At 67.3% G+C, this 25,957-nt stretch carries 21 protein-coding genes; 11 read left to right on the top strand and 10 right to left on the bottom strand.

Annotated elements, in window-relative coordinates:
- From RSO68_RS00500 to RSO68_RS00480, 5 genes are all read right to left on the bottom strand, one after another.
- Positions 1–1,340 (bottom strand): retention module-containing protein (locus tag RSO68_RS00500; protein WP_315585036.1); only part of this gene is annotated, 1,340 nt, incomplete at its 3' end.
- Positions 1,341–1,520: 180 nt separating this feature from the next.
- On the bottom strand, positions 1,521–2,126 hold the full coding sequence (locus RSO68_RS00495) for a response regulator transcription factor (protein WP_315585035.1): 606 nt from the start codon (positions 2,124–2,126) through the stop codon (positions 1,521–1,523).
- Positions 2,126–3,553, bottom strand: a complete 1,428-nt coding sequence (locus RSO68_RS00490) for an HlyD family type I secretion periplasmic adaptor subunit (protein ID WP_089852112.1) — start codon at positions 3,551–3,553, stop codon at positions 2,126–2,128. The genes RSO68_RS00495 and RSO68_RS00490 overlap by 1 nt, the downstream gene beginning before the upstream one ends.
- Positions 3,553–5,724, bottom strand: coding sequence for a type I secretion system permease/ATPase (locus RSO68_RS00485; protein WP_089852114.1), 2,172 nt, complete (start codon positions 5,722–5,724; stop codon positions 3,553–3,555). The genes RSO68_RS00490 and RSO68_RS00485 overlap by 1 nt, the downstream gene beginning before the upstream one ends.
- 95 nt (positions 5,725–5,819) lie before the next feature.
- A complete protein-coding gene (locus RSO68_RS00480) occupies positions 5,820–7,796 on the bottom strand; it encodes a TolC family outer membrane protein (protein ID WP_315585034.1) in 1,977 nt (658 codons plus the stop codon).
- 392 nt (positions 7,797–8,188) lie between these two features.
- Here RSO68_RS00480 and RSO68_RS00475 point away from each other — a divergent pair, with 392 nt between their 5' ends.
- Both RSO68_RS00475 and thiI read left to right on the top strand, forming a co-directional pair.
- Positions 8,189–8,470 (top strand): hypothetical protein, encoded by a 282-nt coding sequence (locus RSO68_RS00475; protein ID WP_315585033.1) that lies wholly within the window; start codon positions 8,189–8,191, stop codon positions 8,468–8,470.
- 148 nt (positions 8,471–8,618) lie between these two features.
- Positions 8,619–10,100, top strand: coding sequence for a tRNA uracil 4-sulfurtransferase ThiI (gene thiI, locus RSO68_RS00470; protein ID WP_315585032.1), 1,482 nt, complete (start codon positions 8,619–8,621; stop codon positions 10,098–10,100).
- 103 nt (positions 10,101–10,203) lie between these two features.
- Here the strand turns inward: thiI and RSO68_RS00465 are convergent, their stop codons facing one another.
- Positions 10,204–10,902, bottom strand: coding sequence for a TVP38/TMEM64 family protein (locus RSO68_RS00465; RefSeq protein WP_315585031.1), 699 nt, complete (start codon positions 10,900–10,902; stop codon positions 10,204–10,206).
- A gap of 290 nt (positions 10,903–11,192) precedes the next feature.
- Between RSO68_RS00465 and metG the strand changes: the two genes are divergently transcribed.
- Both metG and rsxB read left to right on the top strand, forming a co-directional pair.
- On the top strand, positions 11,193–13,229 hold the full coding sequence (gene metG / locus RSO68_RS00460; RefSeq protein ID WP_315585030.1) for a methionine--tRNA ligase: 2,037 nt from the start codon (positions 11,193–11,195) through the stop codon (positions 13,227–13,229).
- Positions 13,230–13,235: 6 nt separating this feature from the next.
- Complete coding sequence (gene rsxB / locus RSO68_RS00455) at positions 13,236–14,018, top strand: electron transport complex subunit RsxB (protein ID WP_315585029.1); 783 nt, start codon at positions 13,236–13,238, stop codon at positions 14,016–14,018.
- Positions 14,019–14,152: 134 nt separating this feature from the next.
- On the opposite strand, the gene RSO68_RS00450 is transcribed toward rsxB, so the two are convergent.
- Positions 14,153–15,298, bottom strand: coding sequence for an RNA-guided endonuclease InsQ/TnpB family protein (locus RSO68_RS00450; RefSeq protein WP_315585028.1), 1,146 nt, complete (start codon positions 15,296–15,298; stop codon positions 14,153–14,155).
- A gap of 133 nt (positions 15,299–15,431) precedes the next feature.
- Here RSO68_RS00450 and nth point away from each other — a divergent pair, with 133 nt between their 5' ends.
- Positions 15,432–16,067 (top strand): endonuclease III, encoded by a 636-nt coding sequence (gene nth, locus RSO68_RS00445; RefSeq protein ID WP_315585027.1) that lies wholly within the window; start codon positions 15,432–15,434, stop codon positions 16,065–16,067.
- 243 nt (positions 16,068–16,310) lie between these two features.
- On the opposite strand, the gene RSO68_RS00440 is transcribed toward nth, so the two are convergent.
- A complete protein-coding gene (locus RSO68_RS00440) occupies positions 16,311–16,667 on the bottom strand; it encodes a hypothetical protein (protein WP_315585026.1) in 357 nt (118 codons plus the stop codon).
- 548 nt (positions 16,668–17,215) lie between these two features.
- Between RSO68_RS00440 and RSO68_RS00435 the strand changes: the two genes are divergently transcribed.
- Entirely contained in the window at positions 17,216–17,974 is a 759-nt protein-coding gene (locus tag RSO68_RS00435; protein WP_315585025.1) for a YdcF family protein, read from the top strand.
- A 149-nt stretch (positions 17,975–18,123) separates the two neighbouring features.
- Entirely contained in the window at positions 18,124–18,393 is a 270-nt protein-coding gene (locus RSO68_RS00430) for a hypothetical protein (RefSeq protein ID WP_089849198.1), read from the top strand.
- Positions 18,394–18,509: 116 nt separating this feature from the next.
- Here the strand turns inward: RSO68_RS00430 and RSO68_RS00425 are convergent, their stop codons facing one another.
- Positions 18,510–19,433, bottom strand: a complete 924-nt coding sequence (locus tag RSO68_RS00425; RefSeq protein WP_315585024.1) for a sulfurtransferase — start codon at positions 19,431–19,433, stop codon at positions 18,510–18,512.
- Positions 19,434–19,551: 118 nt separating this feature from the next.
- Entirely contained in the window at positions 19,552–20,229 is a 678-nt protein-coding gene (locus RSO68_RS00420; protein ID WP_315585023.1) for a glutathione S-transferase, read from the bottom strand.
- Between the two features lie 207 nt (positions 20,230–20,436).
- Between RSO68_RS00420 and RSO68_RS00415 the strand changes: the two genes are divergently transcribed.
- The 4 genes from RSO68_RS00415 to RSO68_RS00400 are packed head-to-tail and all read left to right on the top strand — an operon-like array spanning position 20,437 to position 25,918.
- On the top strand, positions 20,437–20,808 hold the full coding sequence (locus tag RSO68_RS00415) for a response regulator transcription factor (RefSeq protein ID WP_089849194.1): 372 nt from the start codon (positions 20,437–20,439) through the stop codon (positions 20,806–20,808).
- A complete protein-coding gene (locus RSO68_RS00410; RefSeq protein ID WP_315585022.1) occupies positions 20,808–22,877 on the top strand; it encodes a 3'-5' exonuclease in 2,070 nt (689 codons plus the stop codon). Before RSO68_RS00415 ends, RSO68_RS00410 begins: the two co-directional genes overlap by 1 nt.
- Positions 22,874–23,068 (top strand): hypothetical protein, encoded by a 195-nt coding sequence (locus RSO68_RS00405; RefSeq protein ID WP_089849190.1) that lies wholly within the window; start codon positions 22,874–22,876, stop codon positions 23,066–23,068. The genes RSO68_RS00410 and RSO68_RS00405 overlap by 4 nt, the downstream gene beginning before the upstream one ends.
- 21 nt (positions 23,069–23,089) lie before the next feature.
- Positions 23,090–25,918, top strand: coding sequence for a sensor histidine kinase (locus RSO68_RS00400; RefSeq protein ID WP_315585021.1), 2,829 nt, complete (start codon positions 23,090–23,092; stop codon positions 25,916–25,918).
- The last annotated feature ends 39 nt before the right edge of the window (positions 25,919–25,957 follow it).

The following is a 25,957-nucleotide window of genomic DNA, read 5'->3' as shown; positions in this document are numbered from 1 at the left end:
AGCGCATCACCATCCAGATCGCTGTCGACGCCGGCACCGTCGTTGTCGGTGATCAGGTTGCCGCTGTCGCTCAGCGCCGCGTCCTCGGTCACCGCTGCCGTGTTGGCGGTGGCCACCGGACCGTCGTTGGTGCCGGCGATGGTCACCGTCAGATCGGCTTGACTGGTGTCGCCGTCGGCATCGGTCAGCGTGTAGGTGAAGGTCTCGGTGAGGCTGTCGCCCTCGCCCAGCGCCTGCACGGCGGAATTGCCGTTGTCGAGCTGATAGCTCCAGGTGCCGTCGCCGTTGTCGGTGAAGGTACCGTACTGCACGCCGCTGACGTCGGCAGCGTCAAACGTCACGCCCTCGGGACGGTCGGCGCCCAGGGTGTCATTGATCAGGACGTTGCCGCTGATAATGTCACTCGCATCGTCTTCCCGAAGGCTCGCCATGTCATCCCGGGCCGTCGGAGCATCATCGTTGATGTCGATAGTGAGCGTCGCGGGGGCAGAGACATCGCCATCATCATCGGTCACGCGTACCCCGAACAGATCCTGTAACTGATCGGCCTCACCGCTCTCGCCGGCTACAGGATGATCAGCACTCTGGGTCAGGGTGTAGGACCAGCTGCCATCGGTGTTCACGCTCAGCGTGCCATACTCACCGCTTACCTCGGTGCCGTCGGCCGTGACAGCAATCCAGGTGCCATTTACGTTCTGCACCTCGATGAGAGCCAGAAGATCATCGCCAGTATCGATCTGAAACGCCCCGGACGTGTTCAGCGTGCCGCCACCGCTGCCCTCGGAGAGGGCAGCTTCCCACACGACATCACCGTTACCATTGAGATCGACCGTCGCGACAGTCGGTATAGAGTCCGGCGCTTCATCGAGCGCTTGATCCTGAGTCTCGAAGGTTGCGCCCAGAGAGTTTAAGCCGTATTCGAAGGCGAGCGGATCGAGGTTCTCGCTGATGCGCGCCAGACGCACGAAGTCATGACCACCGCCCGGGCCACCGGCGCCCCCGGCGCCTGCTGCGGTGGCATCGAGCCCCTCGAGCAGGTCGCCCTCGCCCTCATCGAGGGCCGTCAGCAGCGCTTCCAGATCGTCATCCTGGACGCTGGCCTCCTCCGCGGTCACCGGCTGCTCGGCGTCGAGATCGGCCGAGATGGCGATCTCCTGCCCTTCGCCAATCACGGTGGGGTCGAGGCCGTCGGCGAAATCGAGCACCACCCGGCCATTATCGGAGGTGACGAGAATCTCACCCTCCTGCAGGGTATCGCCCACCCGCAGCTCGCGGAGATCGCCCGAGGCATCGCGCGCCCAGGCCTGGCCAGTAATGGAGATGATGGTAGCGATGGTCATGAGTCGACTCCCTGCGTACGAATCGCGTGCGAGGCCGCCCAAGGAAGAACGGCTGATACCCAGACACTAGAGCAGCCGTGAAGGCCACACTATTGTACCGATGGCCATGGTTCGGCCTGCTGACAGTCGGCATGACTCGAGGCGTCCGAATCAGACCTCAACCGTAAGGGAAGGTAAACGTCAGGCGGTTTCCCGCTGACCGAGCTTCAGGATCAACTGCAGCCGGTCGCGCACGCCAAGCTTGCGGAAGATGGCACCGAGGTGGGCCTTGACCGTGCGCTCGGTGATCTCGAGCCGGCGTGCGACCTCCTTGTTGCTCTGGCCTTCCGCGACAGCCAGCGCCACGGCCCGCTCGCGCTCGGTCAACTCCGACAGGACTTCGTCCTGCTGTCGCGACTCGCCACCGAGGGCCCGGTAGGCGCTGCCCATGACCTGAGCCAGCAGTTCGGGTGGCACCCAGATTCCCCGGTGACTCGTCACCAGGGCCATCTGGCGCAGAAGTTCGGGAGGTGACAGGGCATGGGCATAGCCGCGGGCGCCGGCGTCGAGTGCCCGCAGGGCCTCCAGCGGGTCGGGCGCATAGCTCAGCACCTTGACGATGGCCCCCCGACCACTTAGCAGGGTGACAAGGGTTGGCCAGGCCTCGATATGGCTCATCACCCATACGCTGTCGCCTTCCCCTGCCTGAGCACGGGCCTGCTGGCGACTGACGAGGCGCGCCTCACTGAAAGCGGCTTGCCAACGCGGGATATCGTCACGCCCGTGACAGACGAAGAGCTGTGTCATCAACGTTCTCCCATGGAGTTCTCCCAGGCCCGCAGCACGGGCTTGAGCAGGTACTGCATCACGGTGCGCTTGCCGGTCAGGATGTCCACCTGGGCCGTCATGCCCGGAATCACCTCCAGTTCTCGGTGCCGCTGGGCATCCTCCCGCGTGCGCACCCGCACCAGGTAGAAGGTATTGCCCTCGTCGTCGGTGATGGTGTCGGCGCTGATGTGATCGAGCTCGGCCTCGAGGCCGCCGTAGATGGCGAAGTCGTAGGCGGTCAGCTTGATGGTCGCCGGCTGGCCGGGCCGCAGGAAGGCGATGTCCTGGGGGGCGATGCGCGCCTCCACCAGCAGGGCATCGTCGGTGGGGACGATGTCGACCACCTCCTGGCCGGGCTGTACCACCCCGCCGAGAGTATTGATCCCCAGGCGCTGCACCACGCCGTCGACCGGCGAGCGGATCTCCGACAGGCGCACCCGATCCTCGAGCCCGGCGCTCGACTCATCGAGCGCGGCCAGCTCGCCCAGGGTCCGCGAGAGCTCGGTTCGCCACTCGTTACGGGCGTTCAGCTCCACTTCACGAAGCTGGGCCTGGGCCTCATCGATCGCCGACTGCAGGCGCTCTACCTGAGCGGCCGCCTGGGTGCGCTCGCCGCTGGCCCTCGAAACATCACGCCGCAGTCGCAGCACCTCGACCTCGGAGACGGCGCCGGACTGCAGCAGAGGCCGCGTGAGATTGAGTTCCTGACTGGCCATGCCGAGCTCCCGTGCCGCGGTATCCCGCCGCGACTGGGCCTCTTCGAGTTCGGCGCGGCGCTGGGCGAGCCGCTCCTCGAGGATGCTCTGCTCCTCGGAGAGCTTGTCGAGGCCGCTCTCATACAGCGCACGCTCCTGGGCCACGATCGCCGGGGCCTGCTCGAAGAGCGCGTCCGCGGGCGTGAATGACGACCCGGTGGCCAGCGCCCTCAGGCGCTCGGCGCGCGCCTGCAGCGACTGAGCGGTGGCGCGATTCTCGCGGAACGTCGACAGAAACCGCGTGGGGTCGATGCGCATCAGCAGCTCGCCGGCCTCGACGCGCTCGCCCTCGCGCACCAGGATCTCCTGCACCACCCCACCGTCGAAGGACTGCACCCGCTGCAGCTGGCTGGAGGGGATCACCCGCCCGGTGCCGCGGGTCACCTCGTCGATAGGCGCCAGCCAGGCCCAGACCAGCAGCGCCGCCACGGCCAGTACCACCACGTAGAGAAAGGCCCGGGCTCGGATCGGGTCTTGCTGCAGCCGCGCCCAGTCGGCGTCGCTTGCCCAGTCGCGATTCAGGTGCGCCGCGCTGACGCGGCGAGCGAAGAGTCGATCGATGAAGGGGCGAAACGGTCGCCCGCCCGTCTCGGAGAAACGGCCGATGGCCTCGAAGCCCTGCTGCTCGGCGCTCTTGCGAGACTCGGTCATCAGCTGGCCCTCCCGATCTGTCCCTTGCGCAGGGCCTCCACCACCTTGTCCCGCGGCCCGTCGGCCACCACCTTGCCGCCATCGATGACCAGGATGCGATCGACCAGCGACAGCAGCGAGGTGCGGTGGGTGACGATCACCAGGGTCTTGCCCTGGCCGTAGGACTTGAGGCTGGCCTTGAAGGCCTCCTCGCTGGCGTGATCCATGGCGCTGGTCGGCTCGTCGAGCAGCAGGATGCGCGGATCGTGGACCATCGCTCGAGCGATGGCCACGGCTTGGCGCTGGCCACCGGAGAGCATCTGGCCGCGTTCGCCCACCGGCAGGTCGACGCCTTGGGGGTGGCCGTTGACCAGGCCGTCGAGGCCGCTCAACTTGATCGCCCGCAGCAGTGCCTCGTCATCCACGCCGTCGCTGCCGCCGCCGGCGAGGATGTTGTCGCGCAGCGAGCCGTAAAACAGGCTGACGTCCTGGGACACGTAGCCGATGTGGCGGCGCAGCTGCAGCGGATCGAACTGTCGGATGTCCACGTCATCGATCATGACCGCGCCCGCCGTGGGCTGGTAGAGCCCCAGCAGCAGCTTGTTGAGCGTGGTCTTGCCACAGCCCACGCGCCCCAGCAGCGCCACCCGCTCACCCGGCTCAATGGTCAATGAGACGTCGCGCAGGGCATCGCGCTCCGCCTCGGGATAGCGCAGCGAGACCTTGTCGAAACGGATCTCGCCGCGCACCACCGGGCGATCGATGAAGGCCTTGCCCTCGGGTCGCTCCACCGGGCGCTCCATCACCTCATCGAGGGACTGCAGCGCAGTGGAAGCCTGGTGATACTGCGCCAGCAGCGCCGCCGCCTGGCTGATCGGGGCCATGGCGCGAGACGACAGCAGGTAGGCTGCAATCAGCCCGCCCTGGGTCAGATTGCCTTCGATGATCTGGAAGACCCCGATGAGGATTACGCATACCGCCACGCTGTGCTGGGCCCAGAGTGCCACGCTCGACACCGAGGAGCTGACCAGGCGCAGCTGAGCGGAGGTGCGCGACAGGAAGGCCGAGGCCTTCTCCCAGCTGCCCTGGATGCGGCTCTCGGCGCGCAACGACTTGACCGTTTCCAGGCTGGAGACCGATTCCACCAGGGTAGCGTTGCGCTGGGCCCCCACCCGCCAGGTGGTCTCGGAGAGTTCATGAAGCTTGCCCTGGGCGGCCATGGCATAGAGCAGCACGAAGACGATGCCGACCAGCAGCGGAATCACCAGCGGCGGACCGATCAGCGCGATGATGCCCACGAACATCAGCACGAAAGGCAGATCGACCAGCGACACCACCGTAGCCGAGCCGATGAAGGCCCGCACCGACTCGAAGGACTGCAGGGTGGCCGCGAAGGACCCCGTGGAGGCCGGCCGCGCCTCCATGCGTAACCCCAGCACCCGGGCCATGATCGACGACGACAGCTTGACGTCGGCGCGACTGGCCGCCAGATCGACGAAGGCGTTGCGCATCAGTCGCAGGGCCAGGTCGAAGCAGAGCACGATGAAGATCCCCGCCGCCAGCACCCAGAGCGTCTCGGTGGCGTGGTTCGGCACCACCCGGTCGTAGACGTTGAGCACGAACAGCGGCATCGCCACCGCAAAGAGGTTGATGACCACCGAACCCGCGATGACGTCGCGATAGAGCTTGCGATTCTCGCGGATCACGCCCCAAAACCAGTGACGCGAACGCTGGCGGTTGACCTCGGGCCCACGGGCGTCGAACCGAAAGCGCGGGCGCACATAGATCGCCTGGCCGCTGAAGCTCTGCTGCAGGCCGTCCAGGCTCACCTCGGTCTCGGCATCGCCCAGCTCGGGGAAGATCACCCGCGCACGCCGCGCCTTCAGGTCCAGGGCCACCAGCACGCAGGCGCGCCCCGGCTCAAGCAGCAGCACGGCGGGAAACAGGGCGGGGTTGAGCTGTACCAGGCGGCTCTCGGTGATCCGTGCGGTGAGCCCGGCGCGAGACGCGGCGCGAGCGAACACGCCAGGCGTCAGGCGCCCCTCTTCGAGGGGCAGGCCGGCGATCAGCGACTCGGCCGTGGCCGCACGATCATGCACTTGAGCAATAGTCTGGAGGCACTCGAGCAGTTCATCACGCACCGCCGATCGAGAGGGCCCCGGGCCCGGATCCAGCTCTTCTTTCTGTGACACAGCCACCTCATACGTCAAATCGCCCCACCGCGTTCACGGTGGAGCGGGGCATTACAGCATGCCTTATCCTGCTCGCGTTCCGCCCGGTCGTCCGGTCAACCGCGAACCGCATAGCTACCGGCGAGGCCCTGAGCGTCGCGCCAAGCGGCGGCAAGCTCACCACTTGGTGTCGGTGAACCGGCCTTGAGATCACTATCGAGGCCGCTGAGATCCAGGTTCTCGCCGACACGCTCCAGGGTGACCTCGACGCGACGGTTCTGGCGACGTCCGTCCACCGTGGCGTTGCTCGCCACCGGCTGGCGGGAGCCATAGCCGCGGGTCTCGATCAACCCTCGCTCGACCCCTTGGCTGACCAGATAGCGCGCCACGCTGTCGGCACGTGCCTGGGAGAGCGGGTCGTTGATGGCATCAGAGCCGGTGATGTCGGCATGGCCGGCGATGAACACCCGGGCCAAATTGTTCATGCCGCGAATCTCGGCGGCCAGCGCATCGAGCTCGGCGCGGGCATCGCCGCTCAGCTCGGCGCTGTTGATCTCGAACAGAGCATCGGCGGAGAGGGTCACGTCCGGTGCCCGAGCCGGCGCCTCGATGCCGCCGGTGAAGTCGGCCAGGGTGAAGCCCTGGGGGCCCTGGGCGGGACAGATCACGTCGGGATTGATCGCCACCCCGTCGCTGCCGAGCTCTGCCAGGGTTGGCATGTCGTCGCGACGTACCTCAAGCGTCTGCATCAGCTGGCCCATGGCGGCCAGGGTGCGGGCATCGGCCAGCGCCACGTCATATTGGGCATTGGCATAGGCGCGACTCGCCTCGAAGTACTCGTTCTCGCTGTCGAGGACGTCGAGCAGGGTGCGCTGGCCGATATCGAACTGCTGCTGATAGGCCCCGCGGACCCGGTCGATCGACTGGCGATGCTCGTTGAGGTAGCGCAGCTGCTCGCGCAGTCGCTGGGTATCGTTGTAGGCGATTTGGGTGGTCTGGCGGACGTCGACGCAGGCCTTCTCTCGCAGGTTGACGGCCTGCTCGACCCGCTCGCTGGCGGCCAGGAAGGAGGCACGGTCGCTGCCGCCGCGATAGAGGTTCATGCTGGCCACCAGCTCAATGCTGTGGCGATCACGATGCTCGCCGTCGGCAACCCCGTCGTAGCTGCCGTCGTTGTTCTCATAGGTGCCGGTACGGCCGCGCAGATCGAGGCGCGGCTGGAAGGCCGAGCGGGTCCCACGCTGCTCGGCGCGGGAGGCCTCGATGTTCTCGATGGCCGCGTGGAACTCGGGATTGCCCTGAAAGGCCAGGTCGACGGCCCGGCCGACATCCGCCGGCAGGCGCTCGTCCATCTCCGGCACCGGCGCCAGGTTCTCGGCCGGCAGGCCGCCGACGATGCGCTGGAAGCGCGCCGTCACGTCGTGCAGGTTGGAAGCCTCAGTCAGCAGGTTGGACTCGGCCAGCGCCAGACGACCACTGATCTGCTCCAGGTCGACGCGTCGCCCCGCCCCCGACATCGCCCGCTCCTCGATCTGGTTGTAGACCCGCAGGTGCTCGCGGTAGTTGTCCTGAGCCAGACGCACCAGTTCACGGCGGCGCTGCACGTCCAGGTAGGCGCGGGTCGCTTCCAGCGCCACCTCCTCGCTCGCCCCCAGCAGCTCGTAGTAGCGCACCAGCTCGGCACGATCGAGGCGCTCGACCTCGCTGGCCGTGGCCAGGCCGTCCCAGAGCATCTGGGTGATGGTCAGCTCGGCGTAGCTGGTATCGTAGCTGCCACGCTCATCGAGCTGGCGGTCCTCCAGGCCGATACCCGCCGCCACGTCGACGCTCGGCAGGTAGTTGCCTCGCGCAACGCCGATATCGTTACCCGCGGCCTGGAAGCCGTTGAAGGCCGCCATGACTTCAGGGTTGGTCGAGATCGCCTGCTGCACGACCCGGCGAAGATCGGTGCTCCCCGGAACCGCCAAGCCCTGTGGCAGCGACTGGGCGACCGCCGCGGCGATCGGCGCAAGCGACAGGGACGCGCCCACGACGACGGAACCGACGAGACGGCGGGCGTGGACGAGTGGCACAGCATCGGCGATGAATTTCATGGGCATTCCCTTTAGAGGAGCGGTGGCATGTGCGAAAGCGAACCAACATGCCGGGCGATGAGGTAGTGGTGTTGTCGTGACGGCTTTTACCCATCTTCAGCAAGCCGACTGACGCCTTTGCCACTCGCGGATTACGACCATCGCACAACGTTAGTGCCGGGCAGGAAAGTCGAGCAAGCAACGGCGTTAAACGCTTCATGCCTTTGCATGATGTGTCGGTTTGTAATCAATAGTAACTTAACAGCGGCATTTGTCCACCTTCCGCCTGAGCGACACGAAGACATGCCGTACCCAGGCGGCACGAGTGAAGGCAGCCTAGCGTCACGTACGGCGGCAAACGTGGTATCGTCTGACCGTCACCGAAACGGCGTGGTTACACCAAGGAGAACGTCATGGCCTCATCGGAAATCCAGAAGACCCGCGTGATCAACGAGCTGCGGGACTTCATCAAGAAACTCCTGCAGGATCCGAAGATTCTCGAGCAGTCACTGGACATTACCCGGCGCCAGCTCACCGAAGCGGGCGACGGCGATGTGATGGCGCGGATCGCCAACGAGATCTCCGAAACCACCAGCGTGCACATCCCCGAGGACCCCACCGAGCACTCGGAGGCCGACCGGCTATTCCTGGAGCTGCTCAAGGAAGTCGCCAGGGAGGAGCAGGCGCTCTACTGAGCCCTGTCGCCCGACGGTGTCTTCGTGATCGCGCCCGGCCTTATGCCGGGCGCGGCAGTAAGGTACCTTCCCCAGCGAGACTGCGCCGTGCGAGCGTTACACGACGTTGGTAGAATGCCGGCCACATCGTCACTGCTGCTCCCCTCGAATGACCTATCTGCTCAAGCTCCACCCCGAAATCACCATCAAGTCCCGCTCCGTGCGTCAACACATGACCCGCTGCCTGGCCAGCAACGTGCGCAATACCCTGCGCCTGCTGGAACCCGGCGTGCGCGTGAAGGCCAGCTGGGACGCCCTGCGCGTCCGCTTCCCACAGTCCCTGCCCCCCGAGCGTAAACGCGAGCTGGAAGAGAGCCTGACGCGCATCCCCGGCATCAATGAGGTGCTGGCGACTCAGGAGGTCTCCTGCGTCTCGCTCGATGAGGCCGCCGAGTGGATCGTGCCCCACTGGACGCCGGCGATCGCCGGTCGCCGGTTTCGCGTCCGCGCCAAGCGACGCGGCGAGCATGCTTTCTCATCGGTGGATCTGGAACGCCACCTCGGCAGCGCCCTGCTGGCGGCCGAACCCTCGGCGCGGGTCGATCTGAAGCATCCTGAGGTGGTGGTATCGGTGGAGCTGACCGGGGAGCGACTGCAGCTGATCCGCTCGCGCCGCCCCGGCCTCGGCGGCTACCCGCTGGGCGTGCAGGGCGAGGCCCTGGCGCTGGTCTCGGGCGGCTTCGATTCGCCGGTCGCCGCCTGGCGCATGCTGCGCCGCGGCATCAAGACGCACTATCTGTTCTTCAACCTGGGCGGGCCGGCCCATGAGGCGGGCGTCAAGGAGGTGACCCATCACCTCTGGCAACGCTACAGCGCCTCGCACAACGTCGACTTCACCTCGGTGCCCTTCGAGGGCGTGGTCGCCGAGATCCTGCGCAGCATTCCCGACGGCCTGATGGGGGTGATCCTCAAGCGCATGATGGTCCGCGTGGCCAGCCGCATCGCGGCCCGTGCGAACATCCCGATGCTGGTCACCGGTGACGCCATCGCCCAGGTCTCGAGCCAGACGCTCACCAACCTGGCGCTGATCGATGCCGCCAGCGAGCGGCCGATCCTGCGACCGCTGGTCACCGAGGACAAGCAGGAAATCATCGACACCGCCCGGCGCATCGATACCGCCCGCTTCGCCGAGCAGATGCCGGAGTACTGCGGCGTCATATCGCGACGCCCCCACACCCGTGCCCCCGCCGACAAGGTGATGGCCGCCGAGGCCGCCTTCGACTTCTCGGTGCTGGAGGCCGCCGTCGACGCCGCCACCGTGACCCGAGCCAATCGGCTGGGGGATAAGCCGTGCGAGCCCGGCGAGGTGACCGTCGTCGATGGCCCGGCGCGGCTCGCCGAGATGCCGGCGGTCAGCGTGATCGACATCCGAAGGCCCGACGAGTGCGAGGAAACACCGCTCAAACTTGCCGACGTGCCCTGCCTGGAGATCCCCTTCTACGAACTACAGGACCAGGCGCAGCACCTGCCCGCCGACCGCGAGTACCTGCTCTACTGTGACCAGGGGGTGATGAGTCGCATGCAGGCCCTGCACCTGGCCGACCGGGGGCTCGATCACTTCGGGGTCTATCGCCTCGCGGCGACGGGCTGAGCCGCGACGGCCGGCCGCGTCGCCGCGGTGGAAGATGGCTTTCAGGGATGCCTAGCAGGAAGCATTCACCGGGATGGCTCGAGGGGATGGCTAGAAGAGATGGCTAGTGGGGATGCCTAAGATGATCGACGAAGGCGCGCCAGCTCGCCGGCAGCGGTACCCAGCCGGCATCGACCATCTTCGGCAGCGCGACCAGCAGGCAGACGACCACCGCCCCCACCGCCATCGCCCAGCCGCTGTCGATGGCGATCCCCTTCCCGGCCAGCACGTAGATCAAAGTCATCGGCGACATGCCGAGTGCCGTCGCCACCAGAAAGCGGCTCGTGGAGAGCGCCGTGAGCCCTGATGCGTAGCTGATCAGCGCGAAAGAGACGACGGGAATCAGCCGGGCCACCAGCACCATGCTGAAAAGAATGTGCTGCGGGCACTCGGGAAACAGGGCGACATGCCCATGCAGGAGCCGTTCGATGACCGGCCGACCCACCAGCCGCGCGATCCAGAAGCTCAGGCCGGCGCCCGTCAGGGCCCCGGTCATGCTAAGCACAAAGGCCAGCAGGGGATCATAAATCATGCCCGCCGCCACGCTGACCACCATGGTGGGAATGGGACCCACCACCACCGTGAGCGCCATCACGCCCGCCAGCATCAACGGCCCCCAGGGCCCCAGCCTCAAGCCCAAGCGCTCCAGGCGCACGGGATCGATCCACCCCGCCTGATAGACCCAGAGCCCCAACGCCATCAGCCCCGCCAGCATCACCAGTGCCAGCAGCGCCTGCTTCCCATGCCGCGGCTCGATTCGCATACTGCCATCCCTTGCCCGTGGGTCAGACAACGTGTGACGGGCGACCGCGCGCCAGCAGCACAAGAGGGCACGGGCCTTCTCCTACAGTCTAGCCCGATCAACCTGCCGGCCCGGCGCCGACAGGAGACGATCATTGCCCCTCAATGGCCGACCGCCAGGCGGGTGCAGTGGGGGACGAAGATGCTACAATCCCAGCCCTGATTTCACGGATATTTCGCATGGCGGCCTCGACTTCGCCCAGGCGTCGAGTCGGCCGCCATGTACCACGCTACGGGAACCTCTGAGCCATCATGTCGAATACCGCTCCGCGCAAGATCCTGGTCACCAGCGCCCTGCCCTATGCCAACGGCGACATCCACCTGGGCCACCTGCTGGAGTACATCCAGACCGACATCTGGGTGCGCTTCCAGAAGAGCCGCGGCCACGAGTGCCACTACGTCTGCGCCGACGACGCCCACGGCACCGCGATCATGCTTCGCGCGGAGCAGGAAGGCATCACCTCGGAGGCGCTGATCGAGCGGGTCTCGCGTGCCCATCAGACCGACTTCTCCCGCTTCGGGGTGGCCTTCGACAACTACCACTCGACGCACTCCGTGGAGAACCGCCACTTCAGCGAGCTGATCTACACCCGGCTGCGCGACAAGGGCCACATCGCCACCCGCGATATCGAGCAGATGTACGACCCCGCCAAGGGGCTCTTCCTGGCCGACCGCTTCATCAAGGGCACCTGCCCGAAGTGCAGGACCGAGGATCAGTACGGTGACAACTGCGAGGCGTGCGGGGCCACCTACACCCCGGCGGAGCTGATCGACCCGGTCTCGGCGATCTCCGGCGCCACCCCCGAGGTGAGGAGTTCCACTCACTACTTCTTCAAGCTGCCGGAGTTCGCCGACTTCCTGAAGGCCTGGATCGACGATGATCATGTCCAGCCGCAGATCCGCAACAAGCTGATGGAGTGGTTCGAGTCGGGCTTCAACGAGTGGGACATCTCTCGCGATGCTCCCTACTTCGGCTTCGAGATCCCCGATGCGCCGGGCAAGTACTTCTACGTCTGGCTCGACGCGCCGATCGGCTACCTGGCGAGCTTCAAGAACCTCTGCGAACGCGAAGGCCTCGATTTCGATGCGTACTGGTCGCCCGGCTCCGACGCCGAGATCTATCACTTCATCGGCAAGGACATCGTCTACTTCCACGCGCTGTTCTGGCCGGCCATGCTGCACGGGGCCGACTTCCGCACCCCCACGGCCGTTAACTGCCACGGTTTCGTGACGGTGAACGGCGCCAAGATGTCCAAGTCCCGGGGCACCTTCATCAAGGCGGCGACCTACGCCGACCACCTGAACCCCGAGTACCTGCGCTACTACTTCGCCGCCAAGCTCACCTCGCGGGTCGACGACCTGGACCTCAACCTCGAGGACTTCGCCGCGCGGGTCAACAGCGACCTGGTCGGCAAGGTGGTCAACATCGCCAGCCGCTGCGCCGGCTTCGTCAAGAAGCTCGGCGGCGGCCAACTCGCCGCCCACTGCAGCGAGCCCGACATGGTTGCGCGCTTCATCGCCGCCGGTGACGAGATCGCCGATGAGTTCGAGGCGCGTGAATTCGGCCGCGCCATGCGCCGCATCATGGAGCTGGCCGACGAGGCCAACACCTACATCGCCGAGGCCGAGCCCTGGGTGCTGGCCAAGCAGGAGGGCCGCGAGCAGGAGGTGCTCGACATCTGCTCGGTGGGCATCAACCTGTTCCGCCAACTGATGGTCTACCTGGCCCCGGTGGTGCCGGTGATGGCCGACCAAGCCCGCGACTTCCTCAAGCTCGAGAACCTCGACTGGCACAGCCGCCACGCCCTGCTGGTGGATCACGAGATCGCCAAGTTCAAGCCGCTGATGACCCGCGTGGAGCGGGACAAGATCGACGCCATGATGACGGCATCGAAGGAGGATCTGGTGGAAGAACAGAAACTGAAAGAGGCCGCCAAGGGGCCCCTGGCCGAGACGCCGATCGCCGACGAGATCACTTTCGACGACTTCGCCAAGGTCGACCTGCGCATCGCCCGCATCGCCAAGGCCGAGTACGTCGAGAAGGCCGACAAGCTGCTCAAGCTGACCCTGGACCTGGGCGGCGAGAGCCGCACCGTGTTTGCCGGCATCCGCGCCGCCTATGCCCCGGAGGCCCTGGAGGGACGCCTGACCGTGATGGTGGCCAACCTGGCGCCGCGCAAGATGCGCTTCGGCGTCTCCGAGGGCATGGTGCTCGCCGCCGGCAACGACGATGGCATCTATCTGCTCAGCCCCGACGCCGGCGCCGAGCCGGGCCAGCGGGTCAGCTGAGCGACCGTGGCGACGCCAACCGCTGACGCCTCTCGCGCCGAGCTGATCGAGGCGGTCGACGCCCTGCTGCCCCAGACCCAGTGCGGCAAGTGCGGCCAACCGGGCTGTCGCCCCTACGCCGAGGCGATCGTCGACGGCGAGGCGATCAACCGCTGCCCGCCCGGCGGGGAGGCGACGGTGGCCCGGCTGGCCGAGCTGACCGGACGCGAGCCTGTGCCGCTCGCCGAGCCGGCCCAACAGCCCCTGGTAGCCTGGATCCGCGAGGACGAGTGCATCGGCTGCACCAAGTGCATCCAGGCCTGCCCGGTGGATGCCATCCTCGGCGCCGCGAAGCGGATGCATACGGTCATCGCCGACGAGTGCACCGGCTGCGAGCTCTGCGTGGCGCCCTGCCCCGTGGACTGCATCGACCTGCTGCCCCATCCCGCCTGGGAGGCCGCCGAGAGCGATGCGGCGCGCGACGCCTACCTGGCGCGCCGCGCCGCGCTGGGTCGGCGTCGTCATCGGGCCCGCGAGCAGCGCCTGGCCAGGCAGGCCCGCGAGAAGCGCCTGGAGCGCCAGAAGCGGCTGATTCAGCAGCGCCAGCGCTCAGCAGACACGGCGGCGGCCGGCCCCACGCCGCAGCGCCAGCGGCAAATGGCCGTCAAGGCGGCGGAACAGGCGCTGCGCCGAGCCCGCCAGCAGCTGGCCCACGCCGAACGCCAGGGCGACGCGACCACCCGGGAGGCGGCGCAACAGCAGGTCGACGCCGCCCAGCGGCTGCTCGACGATGCCCGCAGGGCGCTTTAGCAACCCGACGCGGCAGAATGACACCCGACACCTTCCCGCACCATCGCGTGGGGCTTATCCGGCAACTGCCGCCCCCCGCTCTTGCCAGGGACTGCCTTGACTACTCCTCTCCCTTAAGAAAGAGGATTCCCAATTCACCGAGAACCGGACTCGGAGACGAGCTCCATGCCACTTACATTCTCTCCAAGGGCTAACACCGCCAGCCCGGCGGCTTTAATGTTGACCGCAGCGTTCACGTCACGGTTGTGCTCTGCGGCGCACTCAGGGCATGTCCAGGCGCGAATCTGCAACGGCATCTCGGGCATCACGTACCCGCAGGCGGAGCATCGCTTGCTCGACGGATACCACGGGTCAATGGCCGATACCTGTCGATCCGCCCAGGTCGCCTTGTATTCCACCTGGCGCACAAATTCGCCCCACCCTGCATCGCTGATCGACTTAGCCAGCGAGCGGTTGCGCAGCATGTTCTTCACCTTGAGGGATTCGACGCAGATCACTTGGTTCTCGTTGACGATCTGCCGGGACAGCTTGTGCAAGCGGTCCATCCGGCAATCGGAGATTTTGGCGTGAAGGCGCGCCACTTTCTGCCGGGCCTTGGCACGGTTCTTCGAGCCGAGCTTCTTCTTGCTCAGCCGACGCTGTGCCTTGGCCAGGCGGGTCGCGTATTTCGCCGCATGGCGGAGATTGCCGATTCGATGCCCATCGCTGGTGACGAACAGGTCTTTCAGACCGAGGTCAATGCCCACCATCTTCGGGGTGACAGGCAATGCCTCGGGGTCGAACTCGCACAGGCAGCTGACGAAGTAGCGCCCCGCCGAGTCCTTGGAAACAGTCACGGTCGTCGGCTCGCTGGGCAAGTCACGACTCCAGCGGATCGCGAGCGGCGCCTTGCACTTGGCCAGGAACAATTTCCCATCGCGATACGTGAATGCCGATCGCGTGAACTCCGCCGACTGGCGGTGTCGCTTGCTCTTGAAGGCCGGGTAGCGAAAGCGGCCCTCAAAGAAGTTCTTAAAGGCGGTCTGCTGGTGACGAAGGCACTGCTGAAGCGGTACCGAACTCACTTCGCTGAGGAACGCGGTGTCTTCGGCCTTCTTCATCCGCGACAGCTCAGCATTTGCCGCTGTAAAGCCGATTTTCTCTTGGCGCTGCTGGAACGCATCGGTGCGATAGCGCAGCACGGCATTGTAGACGAAGCGCACGCACCCGAAGGTCCTGGCCAGGAGCTGTTCCTGTTCAGGCGTGGGGTAGAAGCGATATTTGTAGGCGCGTTTCGTCATATCCGTACTGTATGAATAAACATACATAGATAGCAACCACCAGAGAAGGAGGCAGCGAGAACAGGGTCGTCCTGGCGGACGAAGGGCTATCCCTTCCCGCACTAAAAAGTACGGGGTATCTCGCGCAAAACTGATGAACGCCCAGAAACGCTTTGACATCTTCGCGCGGCTGCGCGACCACAACCCCGAGCCGACCACCGAGCTTCACTGGTCTGGCCCCTTCGAGCTGCTCGCCGCGGTGCTGCTCTCGGCCCAGGCCACCGACGTGGGCGTCAACAAGGCCACGGCTCGGCTCTTCCCGGTGGCTAACACGCCCCAGGCGATCCTCGACCTGGGCCTCGACGGCCTGAAGGAGCACATCCGCACCATCGGCCTCTACAACACCAAGGCCGAGAACCTGATGAAGGCCTGCCGGATCCTGGTCGAGCAGCACGCGGGCGAGGTCCCTCGCACCCGCCAGGCCCTGGAGGCGCTGCCGGGCGTGGGGCGCAAGACCGCCAACGTGGTGCTCAACACCGCCTTCGGCGAGCCCACCATCGCCGTGGACACTCATATCTTCCGGGTGTCCAACCGCACCGGGATCGCCAAGGGCAAGGATGTGGTCGAGGTCGAGCAGAAGCTGATGCGCCATGTGCCTCGGGAGTTTCGCCAGGATGCCCACCACTGGCTGATCCTGCACGGACGCTACACCTGCCTGGCCCGCAAGCCTCGCTGCGGCAGCTGCGTCATCGAGGACCTCTGCGAGTTCAAGGACAAGATCGACCTCTAGAGCTTGTCGCGGCGGGTCGCATCGATCGCCCCGCCAACGCCGGAGGATCGATCACGCGCTTCTGATGCCGATATGCCTCGTCGATCCGGCCTAGGGTCTTCGCATCACAAGACCCGGTCGCCGAAAGGGCCCGGGGAGGGACCGATACCGAACGGGCGGCGCGGCTTTGAAGGCTGAAGGCTAGTAAGTGAAGCTCGCCCTTGGGCGAGCTTCATCACGCGTGTCGATGGCGCGCGGTGGCGATCACTCCAGGGTATTGCCCTGCTCGATCACCCCGCTGCCGACGCTTTCGCCGTTCTGGAACCACTCCAGCTGGTTGCCGTCGATCTGGGCGGCATAGCAGCCGAAATCGGTGCCGGGATAGCAGACGCCCTCCTCGGTGATCTCGTAGGTACCACCGCCGGCGGCATCCACGTAGGTGCCGTCCTCGGCGAAGTAGCTGGTATAGACGCCACCTCCCATCCCACCTTGGAAGGTATTGCCGACCAGCGCTTCGCGCAGCTCATCCGCACTCGAAGCGGCCATGGCGCCGGTCGTTCCCGCCCCCATGGTCACAAGGGCGGCAAAAAAGGCGGTGCGGGTCATCTTGGACAGAGTCATCGAGGCTCTCCTGGGTGGATGATGTCTAGCTTTGTAAGGATACCGCTTTGGGCCAAACGCGCCCGTGAGCCCCGGTCGGCCCGCATTACAGGGCACCTGCCGTTTCATGCACAGAGCCGACATGGCACACAGCCGACCCGGCAAATATCACAGCGATAGCGGGCTCTTAACGGGCCCTAATCCATTCGGTTTTACGAATACACAAACGCATCGTCCTGGCTTCACGTTCAGAATTCAAGTCGCCCGCGCGGCACCACTGGCATCAAGCGCCCCGGCAGCACACGCCTGCAACACCCGAAACGCATCCCGGTGGCCCAGCCGCGTCTGGAAGCGATTCCTCGGCGAGTGATCGCACCTGGGTTGCCCGGGAGAAGCGCGGTCGTATCGGGCCGTGAGCATGCTCGGTTGTCTCACGCTGCATGGTAGGCGCAAGAATGATCGTTGGAAATGTGGCTGGAGTAAGCGGAACACCCAGCAAGCGTTTCGAGAGGCGCTCTGCTAGGGTGAGCGGCACCGCGAATGACGGACGACACGAGGCCTCTACCGCCATGGCGATGCTCAAGTATCTGTTACTTCCCCCGCTGGCCAATGGGCTGCTGACGCTGCTGGGAATGGCGCTGTGGTCGCGGATGCGGCTTCTCGGCGGCCTGCTGGTGGTACTGGGCCTGGGCGGGCTGCTGGTGCTCGCCACGCCGATGACCAGCTATGCCCTGCGCCAGGGACTCGAGCCAGCGGCGCTGGCCGGCCCGAGTCAGCTGCGCGAGGCCCGGGCCATCGTCATCCTAGGGGGCGGTCGCGACGTCGATGCCCCGGAGTTCGGCTGGGGAGACGCCCCCGCCAATGCCAGCTGGCGGCGGCTGGCCTACGGCGCCCACCTGCACCGCCAGACCGGGCTGCCAATCCTGGTCAGCGGCGGCCGAGTCCATGACGAACACAGCGCCGAGGCGAGCCTGATGGCCGCGGCGCTGCGCGAGGTCTTCGAGGTGCCGGTCAGGTGGATGGAGGGAAGCAGCCGCGATACCGCCCAGAATGCCCGCCACACCGCCGAGATGCTCGGCGCGGACGGGATCGAGCACGTCGCGCTGGTCTCACAGGCCTGGCACCTGCCCCGGGCGCAGGCCGAGTTTGAACGGGCAGGACTTAGCGTGACGCCCGCTCCGACCGAGTTTGCAAGCCCGCCGAGCGGCGGCACCGCCGACTGGCTACCCCGCGCCTACCATCTCCACCAGAGCACGCGCGCCCTGCATGAATGGCTGGGACGCGCCGAACTGGCGCTGCGCGAGCGTCTGCTGCGCCGCGGCGAGTGACCCGACGTCCACACGCCGGACGGTCCCGCCCTTGAGAGGCAGTGAGATGCCCGGCGAGCACGACCTCCCATTTCCCTCGGCACTTTCTCTTCAGCCCTTTCTCTTCAGCCCTTTCGCCTCGACCCATTCTCATCGACAAGAGACTCGACATGCTGGACCTTCTGCTTCCCCTGAGCCTGTCCGCCGTCTTCGGCACCGTGGTCGGTACGCTGTTCCGCCTCTCCCGCCTGCAGGGTCACGAGCGCCCCCTGCGCTTCCCCCTGGTGGGCCTCACCGCCGGGATCACGGCCTTCTTCCTCCATCTGATGCTTAACGCGGTGACCGGCGCGCCGGTCTGGCTGCTGCCGGTGCTGGTGATCCTGCAGGTCTGGCTGTGGCTGGGGCCGCTGGGGCCGAAGGTCGACGGGTCTCAAGACTGAACTGAAAAGAGCCGAGCGAAACGCCCTAACGACGACATCACGACGACACCCGCCGCGGCAGGCCGCGACGGGTTTCAATGAGCGCATGCGCCCCGTAGCAATGGCGCGTCGCGCCCCTACTCGGCCAGGGCCAGCGGGAGATCCTCGCCCCGGGTCCACTCGGCCATCGAGCCGTCATAGAGGCGAACCTGGTCGAAGCCCGCCACCTCGCTGAGCACGAACCAGTCGATGGCCGCCCAGTGCGCGGTGTTGCAGAACGCCACGGTGGGCACCTCGCGATCCAGCTCGGCGGCGTTGATGCGCGCGCCGAGCATCTCGTCATCCAGGTACCAGACCTGCTGGCGCTGCGTCAGCAGGCGATGGAACGGCAGGTTGCGGGCGCCGGGAATGGTCCCCGGCGCCGTGGCCGCGGGCGACTGAGTCTCCCCGCGGAAGTAGTCCGCCGGCCGGGCATCCACCAGCTGCGCCTGGCTCTCGCGGGCGACCTGCACCTCCTCGGTGGTGGCGATCAGCGTCGTATCGAGCTGGCCCTGGAAGTCGGCGGCGTCGGGGGGCGGGGTCGCGCCGCTGGCGACCTCCTGCTGCTGGGCCTGCCAGCCGGCAAAGCCGCCATCAAGGATCGCCACCTCGTCGTGCCCCAGCACCTTGAAGGTCCAGTAGACCCGGGCGGCGCTGCCGAAATCGGTGGCGCCGGTCCCCGCGGGCACGATGACCACGGTGTCGTCGTTATCGATGCCGAGCCCGCCGATCAGCGACTCGAGGTTCTCAACCGACGGCAGCAGGCCGGCGACGTGGTCTCGGGTCTCGCGCCAGCCGGCCTGGGTGTAGCTGCTGTAGACGCTGCCAGGGATGTGCGCGGCCTCGAAGCTGCCGCGATCGCCGCCGTCGTCGATGCTCGATCGTACGTCGAGCACCACGAGATCTTCGCCACCGAGCCGCTCGGCGAGCCAGCCGGCCTCGACCAGCGGCTCGACATCGGCGGCGATCGCCTGGGACGTTGCCATCGCCAGGCCCAGCCCCATGAACACGGACTTGATCATATTCCCGACCTCTTTACTCGGATATAGATGAATTCATTATCCGGCCTTGATCAGCGACCACAATATGCACAAATAGAATGAATGGTCAGAAGATCCTGGAAAAAGGTCATAAGAGCATTCACGGCAGCGAGAACTCTCCCACCGCCTCGACCGTGCGACGATAGGCGGGCCGCTCGCGGCAGGCCGCCAGGAAGGCGCGCAGCCTCGGAGTGTCGGCCAGGCCGCCGCCGGCCTCCAGCGCCAGCAGCGGGAAGCTCATCTGGATATCCGCCGCGCTGAAGGCCTCACCGGCAAACCAGGGCGCGCGCTCGAGTTCGGCCTCCCAATAGTCGGTCAGTTGGCGGATCTGCGGCGCCAGGAACTGCTGCTCCACGCCGCGGGCGAAGAGCCGGCCGATGGGCCTGGCGAGTGCCGGCACCGGGGGCCTGCCGAGGCTGGCAAATACCAGCCGCATCACCAGGGGCGGCATCGCCGAGCCCTCCGCGTGGTGGAGCCAGAAGCGGTAGCGCTCACGCGCCTCGCTGCCCGCTGGCGGTACCAGGGCATCCTGCGCCGCGAAGCGCTCGATCAGGTACTCGAGAATCGCCCCCGACTCCGCCACCGCTCGGCCGCCTCGCGCCTCGTCGGTGATCACCGGCGACTTGCCCAGCGGATGCACATCGCGCAGCGAAGCGGGAGCCAGCATGGTGCGGGCGTCGCGCCGGTAGGTGACGATCTCGTAGTCGACGGCCAGCTCCTCGAGCAGCCACACGACCCGCTGTGAGCGGGAGTTCTCCAGATGGTGAACCTTGATCATGCCTCTCTCCTTGTGTCTGTCCCGAATGGCCGGGGTGATCTGCGCCACCCTAGCACGCCGCCCCGGCTCGTCTCCTGCCAAGGTCGTCTTTGCCCGCCCTCGGGGGGCCACTAAACTGATCGGCAACGCTGCATAAAATCAGACACGAAAGACCGCACACGCCGAGACGTCGTACAGCAGAGTCTTCATATATATAAGGAGGGCACCATGGCCAAGGTGCTGGTGGTGGATGACGAGCCCAACATCGTCCTGTCCCTGGAGTTCCTGATGCAGCAGGCCGGCTTCGAAGTGGACACCGCCGAGGATGGCGAGAACGCCCTGGCACGCATCGCCGAGGCCGCCCCCGACCTGCTGCTGCTCGACATCAGCCTGCCGGGTATCAGCGGCTTCGATGTCCTCGAGCGCCTGCGCGCCGACCCGACCCACGCGCGGCTGCCGATCGTCATGCTCACCGCCCACGGCCGCGAGGTGGAGCGGGAGAAGGGCCTCGCCCTGGGCGCCGACGACTACGTCACCAAGCCCTTCTCGACCCAGGCGCTGGTCGACAAGGTCAAGACGCTGCTCGCCGAGGCCTCCTGATGACCCGGCGCAGCAAGAGCCTTCCCCGCCGCCAGCGGCTGATCGGCCTGTGGCTGCTGCTCAGCGGCGTCAGCGTCTTCGGCGGCATCATCTTCGCCCTGTGGCTCGACGGCCTGGCCGGACTCACCGGCATGGCGCGGGTCTGGCTGTGGCTCGGCTGCCTCTCCGGCGGCGGCACCATCTTCCTGGTCGGCCTGCTGCTGGAGCGCCAGCTATTCACCCCGCTGCGCCACCTGCAGGTACAGCTGGCCCGCCTGGTGGCCAAGCCCGATGCCCGCCAGGACTATCCGCCCGAGGGGTGGCTCAAGGGCCTCGGCCCCGACCTGATGCGCGTTCGCGAGGCCTGGCGCGCCGATCGCGAGCGCCTGGCCACCGCCCATGCCGAGGGGGCGCTGAGCGCGACCCGCGTACGCCAGGAGCTCGAGACCCTGCTGCAGGTGCTCGATACCCCGCTGCTGCTCTGCGATCACCACCGCCGGCTGCTGCTCTTCAATCAGGCCGCCGAAACGCTCTTCGAGGGCCACCCTGGCCTCGGGCTCGGCAAGCGGCTCGACGCCCTCCTGCCGATCACGAGCCTCGAGGATGCCCTCGGCGAGCTGCCCGACGACGGTGCGCCCCGGGAGATCCTGGTGCCCTGCGACGAGCGGTGGCTGCACGCGGTGCTGCGCCGCGTTCCCCACAGCCACCAGGAGACCCTGCTGACCCTCACCGACACCACCGCGGCCTGGTCCAGCGAGATGGGCGCCCGCGCGGAGCTCGCCGAGATGCTGCCACCCCTGCGGCGCCACAGCGCGAGCCTCTCCAGCGCCGCCGACGCCCTGGTCGGCGTGCGCACGGCATCGCCGACCAGCGAGCTGGGTCAGCGCCTGGAGGCGGTGATTGACGAGGAGGGCCGGGCGCTGGCTCGCCAGCTCGAGCAGATGGGTCGGGTCATGGAGGAGATGCATCGCCAGGGCGAGCGGCTGGTCCCGCTGTGGTCCAATGACCTCTGGTCGTCGCTCGCCGCACGCCATGGCCAGAGCGGCGCGCAGATCACCCCCATCGGCATGCCTGCCTGGCTCAAGGCCGACGCGCCGGCGCTGCTGGCCCTGCTCGACTCGCTGCTGCCGCGGCTGGCAAGCCACGCCGGTCGGCGGGAGCTCGAGGGCGAGGTCTGCCTGGGCAATCGGCGGGTCTACCTGGACCTGATCTGGCACGGCGGCGTGCTGGGCGAATCCCAGCTCGAAGCGTGGCGCGGCGAGCGGCTGGAGGCTCTGCCCTTCGCGCCGCGGGTCGCCGACGTGCTGCGCCAGCACGGAAGCGATGCCTGGAGCCTCGCCGACGGCGACGGCGTACACGCCCGCCTGCGCCTGCCGCTGCCGGCGACCGACCGGGTCGCCCCGCCCCGCCCGCGCACCCCGCCGCGCCCGGAGTTCCACGATTTCGGCATCGCCGAGATGCCGGCCCCGGACGCCGAGCTGGCGGCACGCCCCCTGCGCACCCTCGACGTGGTCGCCTTCGACACCGAGACCACCGGCCTGGAGCTGCGCCGCGGCGACACCGTGGTGAGCATTGGGGCCTGCCGGATCGTCAATGCCCGGCTGCTGGCCAGCGACGTCTTCGACCTGCGGGTCAACCCCGAACGCCCCATCCCCCCGGCCAGCACGGCCATCCACGGCATCACCGATGACGACGTCGCCGGCGCCCCGCCGCTCTCCGTGGCCCTGCCGCGCTTTCGCGACTACATCGGCGAGGCGGTGATACTCGCCCACAACGCGGCCTTCGACCTGCTGGCCATCCAGCCGCCCGGCGGCGGCGTCGACTTCGACATGCCGGTGCTCGACACCCTGCTGCTGTCCCGGGCGCTGGACGAGAGCCTCGACGGTCACGACCTGGACAGCCTGGCCGACCGCTACGACCTGAGCTTCCCGCCCGGCACCCGCCATACCGCCCTGGGCGATGCCCGGGTCACGGCGGAGCTGTGGCTCGCGCTGCTGCCGCGACTGGAGGCCCGGGGCATCGAGACACTGGAGCAGGTGCTGGCCCTCCAGACCAGCGCCCTCGACCGTGAGGACGCCTACGCCTCGTGAACGCCCCTCGCCGCAAGGAGCGCCTGGTCGCCCTGATCGTGCTGGCGGCGCTGCTGTTCTCGCCGCCACTGGTACTGATCGCCGCGCCCTCGGCGGACGGCATCAGCCGGCTGGTGCCCTACGTCTTCCTCGCCTGGGGCGCGGTGATCGGCCTGATGGCCTGGCTGATGGAACGTCGGGATGAGGATTGACGGGATGAGGACGGACAGGCGATGACCAGCGGGCTCGTGGTGGTAATTCTCGCCTTCGGCTATCTGGCGCTGCTCTTTCTCATCGCGGCCTGGGGGGATCGGCGTGCCGCGCTGGGCCGTTCGCTGATCGGCTCCCCCACCGTCTATGCCCTCTCCATCGCGGTCTACTGCACCGCCTGGACCTTCTACGGCAGCGTCGGGCGTGCGGCCCAGTTCGGCCCCAGCTTCCTGCTGATCTACCTGGGCCCGACCCTGGCGATGCTGATGGCGCCCTTCGTGATCGGCAAGATGGTGCGCATCGCCAGCGCCCAGCGCATCACCTCCATCGCCGACTTCATCAGCGCCCGCTACGGCAAGAGTTCGAGCCTGGGTGCGCTGGTCGCGCTGATCGCCCTGGTCGGCATCACCCCCTACATCGCCCTGCAGCTCAAGGCGATCACCGTCAGCCATGCCGTGCTGGTCAACTATCCCCAGGCCGCCGACCTGCCCCTGGCCGATGAGCGATTCTGGAGCGACCGGTCGTTCTGGGTCGCGCTGGTGCTGGCGGTCTTCATCATCCTCTTCGGCACCCGCCACCTGGATGCCAGCGAACGCCACGAAGGCATGGTCGCCGCCATCGCCTTCGAGTCGCTGGTCAAGCTGGTGGCCTTCCTGGCGGTGGGCGTGTTCACCGTGTTCGTGCTTTTCAACGGCCCCGCCGACCTCTTCGCCCAGGTAGGCGAGCGAGCCGAGCTCACCCGGCTGCTGAGCCTGGAGGCGGTGCCCGGCGGGGCGCTGGGCTGGGTGGGCATGCTGGCGCTGGCCTTTCTCGCCTTCTTCACCCTGCCCCGACAGTTCCAGGTCCTGGTGGTCGAGAACGTCGACGAGCGCCATATCAAGCGGGCCGGCTGGCTCTTCCCGCTCTACCTGCTGGTGATCAACCTGTTCGTGATCCCCATCGCCCTGGCCGGGCTGCTGCTGGGCGGCGGCGACTCCGACAGCTTCGTGCTCACCCTGCCGCTCTCCGCCGGCCTGGAGGCCCTGCCGCTGCTGGTCTTCATCGGCGGCCTCTCGGCCGCCACCGGCATGATGATCGTCGAGACCATCGCCCTGTCGACCATGGTCAGCAACCAGCTGGTGATGCCGCTGCTGCTGCGCTCGAACCGCCTGCACTTGAGCACCCGGGGCGAACTGGCCGGCTGGCTGCTGGGTATCCGCCGCGTCAGCATCCTGCTGATCCTGCTGCTCGGCTATCTCTATCATGCGCTGATCGGCGAGACCTACAGCCTGGTGACCATCGGACTGGTCTCCTTCGCCGCGGCGAGCCAGTTCGCCCCGGCGCTGCTGATCGGCCTCTACTGGCGCGGCGCCCGGCGTCGCGGCGCGGCGTTGGGCATGAGCGCGGGCTTTCTGGTCTGGGCCTGGACCCTGCTGATCCCGGGCTTCGCCCAGTCCGGCTGGCTGGACCCGGGCTTCCTCGCCCAGGGGCCCTGGGGCATCGACTGGTTGCGCCCCTATGCGCTGTTCGGACTCGAGGGCTGGGACATCTACACCCATTCGCTGCTGTGGAGCCTCGTCGCCAACGTCGGCCTGCTGGTGGGCGTGTCGCTCTTCACCCGCCCCTCGGCACTGGAGCAGACCCAGGCGGCGCTGTTCACCGAGGCCATGCCCCCCGGCCTGGTGCCGACCTCGCTGTGGCAGGGTCAGACCACCCGCGGCGAGCTGCGCGCCCTGCTCGACCGCTACCTGGGCGAGGCCACCAGCCGGCGGGTCTTCGCCCATCCCGCCGGCGAGGCCGACGAAACAGAGGATGACGACCAGCCCGCCTCCGCGGCGCTCTCCCTCAGGGCCGAGCAGGCCCTGGCCGGGTCGCTGGGCAGCGCCTCGGCCCGGGTGTTGATCGACTCGGTGGCCCGCGGCGAGGCGCCCGACCTGGAATCGATCCTGCGCATCCTCGATACCACCTCCGAGACGCTGGAGATGAACCGCCGCCTCGAGCAGAAGTCCAGCGAGCTGGCCCGCGCCAGCGAGGAGCTGCGCGCGGCCAATGAGCGGCTGCGCGAGCTCGACCGGCTCAAGGACGAGTTCGTGGCCATGGTCAGCCACGAGCTGCGCACGCCACTCACCTCGATCCGCGCCTTCGCCGAGATCCTGCGCGACAACCAGGCGCTGCCCGACGAGAAGCGCGAGCACTTCCTCGATGTGGTGGTGCGCGAGAGCCAGCGCCTGTCACGGCTGATCGAGGAGATCCTCGATCTGGCCAGGCTCGAGAGCGGCCGCCTGACCCTTGACCCCAAGCGCCTCGACCTGGTGGCGCTGACGCGCCAGAGCGTCGATGCGGTGCAACGCCTCCAGGAGGACCGCGGCGTCACCCTAGAGGTGGAGATCACGCCCGAGACCGCTTGGGTGATCGGCGATGCCGACCGTCTCGAGCAGGTGACTATCAACCTGCTCGACAACGCCGGCAAGTTCGCCGCCGACGACGATCCCCGCGTGCTGCTGCGCCTGGCGCGCCACAAGAACCACTATCGCCTCGCCGTCGAGGACAACGGCCCCGGCATCGCCGAGGGCGAGCGCGAGCGGGTCTTCGAGAAGTTCCACCAGATCCAGCACCAGGAGAGCGGCGAGACACGCGGACGCCCGCGCGGCAGCGGGCTCGGCCTGCCGATTAGCCGCGGCATCGTCGCTCACCTGGGCGGCCGGTTGTGGATCGAGGAGGCCAGCCGACTGGGCGGCGCCTGCCTGGTGATGGAGCTGCCCGAGGCGCCGGCCGAGGACCCCTCTCTCGGTAAAGAGGCCGGTAAAGAGGCCGGTGGAGTGCCCGATGAAACGCCCGAATCGAAGCCCGGCGGCCGCCCTGACGGGGCCTAGCCGAAGAGCATCAGGGCTCTGCCGGCGAGCACGACGAGG

The organism is Halomonas saccharevitans, assembly GCF_032333995.1.
Classification (GTDB): Bacteria; Pseudomonadota; Gammaproteobacteria; order Pseudomonadales; family Halomonadaceae; genus Halomonas; species Halomonas saccharevitans.
The sequence above is the reverse complement of the archived record's forward strand: the minus strand, read 5'-3'. Positions and strand labels throughout refer to the sequence as shown.